This is a genomic window from Collinsella sp. 4_8_47FAA, from assembly GCF_000763055.1.
In the GTDB taxonomy this organism is placed as follows: Bacteria; Actinomycetota; Coriobacteriia; order Coriobacteriales; family Coriobacteriaceae; genus Collinsella.
The window spans coordinates 223,161-229,254 of the sequence record NZ_KN214136.1 but is presented as its reverse complement, the minus strand read 5'-3'; the positions used below and the strand labels follow the sequence as shown (position 1 = coordinate 229,254).

General features: G+C 62.4%; 4 protein-coding genes and 1 pseudogene. 1 reads left to right on the top strand and 4 read right to left on the bottom strand.

The features are described 5' to 3' along the window. Positions 1-262 (top strand): annotated as a pseudogene (locus tag HMPREF9463_RS07350) (hypothetical protein); the annotation flags it as partial. Between the two features lie 334 nt (positions 263-596). On the opposite strand, the gene rpoD reads toward HMPREF9463_RS07350, so the two are convergent. From rpoD to truB, 4 genes are all read right to left on the bottom strand, one after another. Then, positions 597-1,946: an RNA polymerase sigma factor RpoD gene (gene rpoD, locus HMPREF9463_RS07345; protein WP_035138120.1), complete on the bottom strand. Its 1,350-nt coding sequence runs from the start codon at positions 1,944-1,946 to the stop codon at positions 597-599. 110 nt (positions 1,947-2,056) lie between these two features. Next, positions 2,057-4,165 (bottom strand): DNA primase, encoded by a 2,109-nt coding sequence (gene dnaG / locus HMPREF9463_RS07340; RefSeq protein ID WP_035138117.1) that lies wholly within the window; start codon positions 4,163-4,165, stop codon positions 2,057-2,059. Further along, complete coding sequence (gene ribF, locus HMPREF9463_RS07335; protein WP_052044152.1) at positions 4,158-5,165, bottom strand: riboflavin biosynthesis protein RibF; 1,008 nt, start codon at positions 5,163-5,165, stop codon at positions 4,158-4,160. Before ribF ends, dnaG begins: the two co-directional genes overlap by 8 nt. After that, positions 5,162-6,094, bottom strand: a complete 933-nt coding sequence (gene truB, locus HMPREF9463_RS07330; RefSeq protein WP_035138115.1) for a tRNA pseudouridine(55) synthase TruB — start codon at positions 6,092-6,094, stop codon at positions 5,162-5,164. The genes ribF and truB overlap by 4 nt, the downstream gene beginning before the upstream one ends.

The following is a 6,094-nucleotide window of genomic DNA, read 5'->3' as shown; positions in this document are numbered from 1 at the left end:
TGCCCAAGGGCGCCGGAAGTCAGGTTCGACCGGCTCGCCCCGGCCGACCTGGCGCCTGGCCATGTCGCACGTGAACTCCGAGCCCCGCGGCGCGCTCGGCTTCGCGACGCCCGCGCGCGCCTTCAGGGCGATGCTCGGGGAGGACGCGGCGGCGCTGCTGGACGCCTACGGTGTGTGGGACGTGCCGCTCGGCGACCTCGACCTGACGCCGGGGCTCATCGAGAGGGCGCGCGCCGAGAGGGGCGATGCCCCGCTGGCCTAGCCTAGAAGGAAAAACGGAATAGACGGACCGACCGTCCGGCTGAGTCTGGGAAGAGGTGCCGGGCGGCGGGCGGAGCATGGCCACCGGACCTATCGAAACACATCTCCACCGTTCCATCAACTGGGAAAACGGCGCCCCCGGACCCCAGGAGGGGCCGCGGGGGCGTTCGGCTAACTGCGGGAATGGCCTATTTGCTCAATGTGTTCGGCTGAGATCGGAAATCAACCACCCAGTCATTGGGGACGTTCTTAAACGACTAGTCATTCAAGAACGTCCCCAACGACTACATGAAAGCGCCCCCAGGCAGATGTGCTTGAGGGCGCTTCTTGCTTGACTAGCTTTCGATGTAGTCCTTCAGCTTGCTGGAACGGCTCGGGTGGCGGAGCTTGGCCAGGGTCTTGGACTCGATCTGGCGGATACGCTCGCGCGTGACGCCAAACTCGCGACCGACTTCCTCGAGCGTGCGGGGATGTCCGTCGACAAGGCCAAAGCGCAGCTCGATAACCTTGCGCTCGCGATCGGCAAGCGAATCGAGCACCTGGGTGAGCTGCTCCTGCAGCATGGAGAAACTGGCGGCATCGGGCGGAACGATGGCCTGGGAGTCCTCGATGAAGTCGCCCAGCTGGGAATCCTCTTCCTCGCCGATCGGGGTCTCGAGCGACACGGGCTCCTGCGAAATCTTCTGGATCTCGCGGACGCGGTCGGCGCTCATATCCATCTCGGCACCGATCTCCTCGGGGGTCGGGTCACGACCCAGGTCCTGGAGGAGCTGGCGCTGCACGCGGACGAGCTTGTTGATGGTCTCGACCATGTGCACGGGAATACGGATGGTGCGGGCCTGGTCGGCAATAGCGCGCGTAATGGCCTGACGGATCCACCACGTGGCGTACGTGGAGAACTTGAAGCCCTTCTGGTAGTCGAACTTCTCGACGGCGCGGATCAGACCGAGGTTGCCCTCCTGGATCAGATCCAGGAACAGCATGCCACGGCCGACATAGCGCTTGGCGATGGAGACGACCAGACGCAGGTTTGCGCTGATGAGCGCCTGCTTGGCCTCAAGACCAACGTTCTCGATACGCGTAAGACGACGCATCTCGGCGCGGGTGAGCTCGATCTCGCCTGCATCGGCAGCCTCGAGCTTCTCGGTGGCCTCAAGACCGGCCTCGATCTTCATGGCCAGGTCGACCTCTTCAGATGCGGTCAGCAGGTCGACCTTACCGATCTCCTTGAGGTACATACGAACCGGGTCGCCGGTCAGCATCACCGTGGAAGCATCGATTCCGCGCACGCGCGAGCGCGAACGAGACGTGCGCACGGTGCGCTTCTTCTTGCTCTTAGAAGAGCCCATCTCGGCATCGGCCTGGCGGGCCATCTTAAGCTCGTGATCGTCGAGCGAGCCGGAATCGTGCTCGTCGTCGTCATCGAAATCGTCGGTATCGGTATCGTTATCGTCATCGTCGACGTCCATGGGGGCGTCGTCGTTACCGCTCGCGGAGATAATCTGGATGCCGCTGTTGCGCAGCGCGGAATACACCGCGGTGAGCTGCTCGTCAGAAACATCGATATCCTTCAGGGCGACCTGAATCTCGTCCTCGGTTACCGAAGTCCTGTTTGAGCCGTTGCCCATGAGCTTTGCAACGTAGGATTCCAGCCCAGTACCCGTGCTCTCAGTCTTTTTTGGCACAGATTCTCCCTTCATAGTCCACAGGACTGAATACTTTAGCACACACATTGACGTCTATACCCAAAAAGAAGACTGGATATAGGCGAGAATACGCTGGTTGACCACAACATCTAGGCTTGTTCGGTGCCCGCGGCCTCCAGGCCGATCAAACGGAACGGGTCCGCCACGCCGCCGATCGACTTTTGCAACTCGCGTTGACGCTGCGAATCCTGCGCGGCCTGCACGGTCAGCGCGCGACGGGCCTCATCATCGAGCGAACGATCCTGGCGCAGCTTGGCCTGTGCGGCACGCATGCGGCGCTTGATGGTGTAGAGCTCGAGCGTATCGAGCATAAACACGATGTTCGTCTCGGTAGGGTGTTTGCTCGTCGCCGAGATGCGCCCGGCACTCACAAGCGTTGCCGCATCGGGACACACCGAGCGCGCCGCATCCATGCAGGCTGCAGGATCGGTTCCCGGCGGCGTTGCCAGAACGGCCCATGCGATGGACTCGTGACGTGGGTCAACCCACTCGATGGAGCAGATGCGGTCGGCATACGTGCGGAACAGGTCGGGGTAGCTCGTAAGCATCGTCAACAGCTCGCGCTCCCCTGCCAAGGACTTACGCTCAAGATCGGTCAAAACCACCGGCGCTGCCGCAGCCGGTGCGCCCGAACCATCAGCCACAGGAGCAGCGCCCATACCATCAAGTACGTCAATCGGCGGCAGGTCGTCGACGACCTCCACGGGCGCAGCACCGTAGGCATCGAGCGGGACGTAGTCGTACGGCTCTTCTTCGACCGGCGCGGACACCGGCGGCGTCGCGCCCGATGCCCAAGCGCCGCGACCGGCATCGCGAGAACCCGACGCCCGACCGCCCGCGCTACCGGAGCGCTCGGCCTGCGCCCGCTGGCGCTCATAGTTCTGCTCACGGCGGCGTTCCGCATCTTCGCGCTTGGCGACATCGCGAAACACACGGCCCGAGCTCGCACGCACGGTCTCCAGATCCAAACCCAGCAGATCGGCAATCTGGATAAAGTACGTGTCGATCATATAGCTGTCGCGCAGCGGATAGATAAGCGTCAGCGCATCTTCCAGCGCCTTTGCGCGACCGCCCGGCGTGGTAATATCGCTCGACTCCTGCAGCGAACGGTAAACAAAGTCCATGAGGGGCTCGGAGGCATCGATGCGCGCCTGCAATGCCTCACCACCATGTGCGGTGATGAACTCCATGGGGTCGTTGCCGTCGGGGAGCACCACGCAGCGCAGGTCCATGGAATCCTGCTCGATAAACTGAATCGCGCGACGGGCGGCCTTTTGACCGGCGGCATCGCCGTCAAACATATACACGATGCGCTTGGCAAAACGGGTGAGCGTCTTGACGTGATGCTCCGTGAGCGCGGTGCCCAGCGTGGCGACAACGTTTTTAATCCCCGCTTCCCAACAGGCGATGCAGTCGGTATAGCCCTCCACCACGATGGCAGTATCCTGCGCGACGATAAACTCCTTGGCCCAATTAAATCCGTAGAGGTTTCGCTTTTTATGGAACACGCTCGTCTCGGCGGTGTTGAGGTACTTAGGCTGGCCGTCGCCCATGATGCGACCGCCAAAGGCAATGTTGTGACCCTGCTCGTCAAAGATGGGGAACATCACGCGGTCGTAGAAGCGGTCGGCAAGCTGCCCGCGCCCGCGGCTCACGGCAACGTTGGCGTCGATCATCTCCTGCGGGGTAAAACCCGCCTGGGACAGGTGCGACACCAGTGCGTTACGGCCCGGTGCAAAGCCCAGGCAGTAGCGGCGGCAGACGTCGCCACCCATGCCGCGGCTGGCAAAGTACTCGCGCGGACGGCCGTCCTTACCGCGCATGAGCATGGTGTGGTAGAACTGGGCGGTCTCGGCGCACAGATCGTAGATTCGGGCACGCTTGGTACCGCGCTCGCGGCGATCTCCAGTGTCATGCAGCTCAATACCCGCGCGATCGGCCAAGTAACGGATTGACTCGGGAAAGCTCAGGTTCTCGCGCTTCATGATATAGGTGAAGACATCGCCACCCTCACCGCAGCCAAAGCAATGCCACACCTGCGTGGCGGGGATAATGTGGAAGGACGGCGTCTTTTCGCCATGGAAGGGGCAGCATCCCCAAAACTCATGGCCGCGGGGCTTGAGCTCGACCGTTTCCTGCACGATGGCAACCAGGTCAGACGCAGCGCGTACCTGGTCCTTTTCCGCATCGCTAATCACGGATGCTCACCCCCTGATCGCCCAAGTTGTGACGAATATCTTCGATATTACCCTCGACGGTCGCGATCAACTCATCCAGCGAATCGAACACACGCGAGGGACGCAGCCAGCGCGTAAACGCCAGCGAAACGGAAGCGCCGTACAGGTCGCCCGTATAACCAATTAAATTAGCCTCGAGATGCGCAGATGCCGCATCGTCAGCATACGTTGGCGGCAGGCCGACGTTCACGGCAGCGGGCCACGCGGTGTCATCGACCAGCACCAGACCCTCATACACGCCATCGGCTGGCACCTGAATGCCGTCGGGAACCTGCAAGTTTGCCGTGGGAAAGCCCATGCCAGAACCCTCGTGACGGCCGCGAATAACACCGCCACGCACCATATACGGACGGCCGAGCAACTCAGCAGCCAGCTCCACATGGCCCTGTCCCAACTCATGACGAATGCGGGTGGCGCAAATGGCCTCACCGCCCTCGCAAAGCAGGTCGTGACCATACACGTCAACGCCGTGCTCGGAACCCCAGGCGCACATCTCGGCAACACCAGATGCACCGCCGCGACCCAGCCTAAAGTCGCTGCCAACGCGAATCGAACGAATGTCGACCAGACGCGACACCAGCGAGAGAAAACCAACATGGTCGAGTGCCGCAACCTCAGGCGTAAAGGGAACGGCCACCACCGCATCGACCCCGGTCTGAGCCAAGGCATGCAGACGGTCGTCCGTCGTCATCAATTTTTGAGCGGGCGAAGGGCTCACCACGACGTCCGGGTCGGGATCGAAGGTGACCACGACCGCCTTGCAGCCATGGGCACGGGCATCACGGACAAGCGCCGCAATGAGCTCCTGGTGTCCAAGGTGAACGCCGTCGAACACGCCGATGGCAATCGATGCGGCACCCAAGTGCTCACACTCATCAAACGTATCGGCAGCAACGATGCGAGCCTCGTCCGACTCGCCCGCGAAAAAGACACGCGCGAGCTCGTGAGCGGACAACATCATCGAACACCGCCGATTGCCTGCGGAAACACGTGCTCCATAACAAAGCGGCCACTCTCAATGCGGGCGAGCGCCTTGAGTCCCCCATCGAGCACCAACGCAAACGGTGCCTTCGAGGCATCGAAATCGGCAAGCGCACGCTCAACGGGAATGCGACGGCCGCAGAGCAGGTCGTCGGCAAGATTACCCGGCAAGTCAACACGCGTGGCGCCCAGGGCTGCAATGGGATCCAGGGCAAAGCTAGCCGCGGACTCGGGAGAAAGCTCCTCGACCGCATGACAAGCGCCAATGGAAACAACACCGGATGCGGTGCGACGAAGCGCGGAAATATGCGCGGCGCTATCGCAAGCACGGCCCAGGTCGCGAGCGAGCGCACGGATATAGGTGCCCTTGCTCACCGAGAACGCCACGGTCCACACACACGTATCACCTTCGCCGCCCACGGCGATCAGGTCGGCGGCATAGACCTCGACGGGGCGCGGAGGTAGGTCCACCGCATTGCCCTCGCGAGCAGACTTGTAGGCGCGAACGCCATTGACCGAGATAGCAGAAAACGCCGGCGGCACCTGCATCTGCGGGCCCAGCATGGCGGCCAAGCGCTCACGAGCATAGGCAGGATCGCGGAGCTCGTTGGCAACAGCCACCGTGCGGACCGCCTCGCCCTCCGCATCATCGGTATTGGTCTCGGCGCCAAACGAGATGTCGGCGACATAGCTTTTGGTATCGAGGGTTAGCATGCCCAGCAGACGAGTAGCCTGGCCCACGCCCACCACCATGACGCCGGATGCCATGGGGTCGAGCGTGCCGGCATGGCCGACGCGCCGCTCATGGAGGGCGCGTCGGCATTGCGAGACCACATCGTGGGACGTGCAGCCCACCGGCTTATCGACGGCGAGCAGCATATTCAGTTGAGAAGGCGTACGACGAGCCAT

Coding starts and splice junctions, on each gene's coding strand:
- ribF (WP_052044152.1), bottom strand. CDS start 5,165: ATGATGTTGTCCGCTCACGAGCTCGCGCGTGTCTTTTTCGCGGGCGAG.
- truB (WP_035138115.1), bottom strand. CDS start 6,094: ATGGCTCGTCGTACGCCTTCTCAACTGAATATGCTGCTCGCCGTCGAT.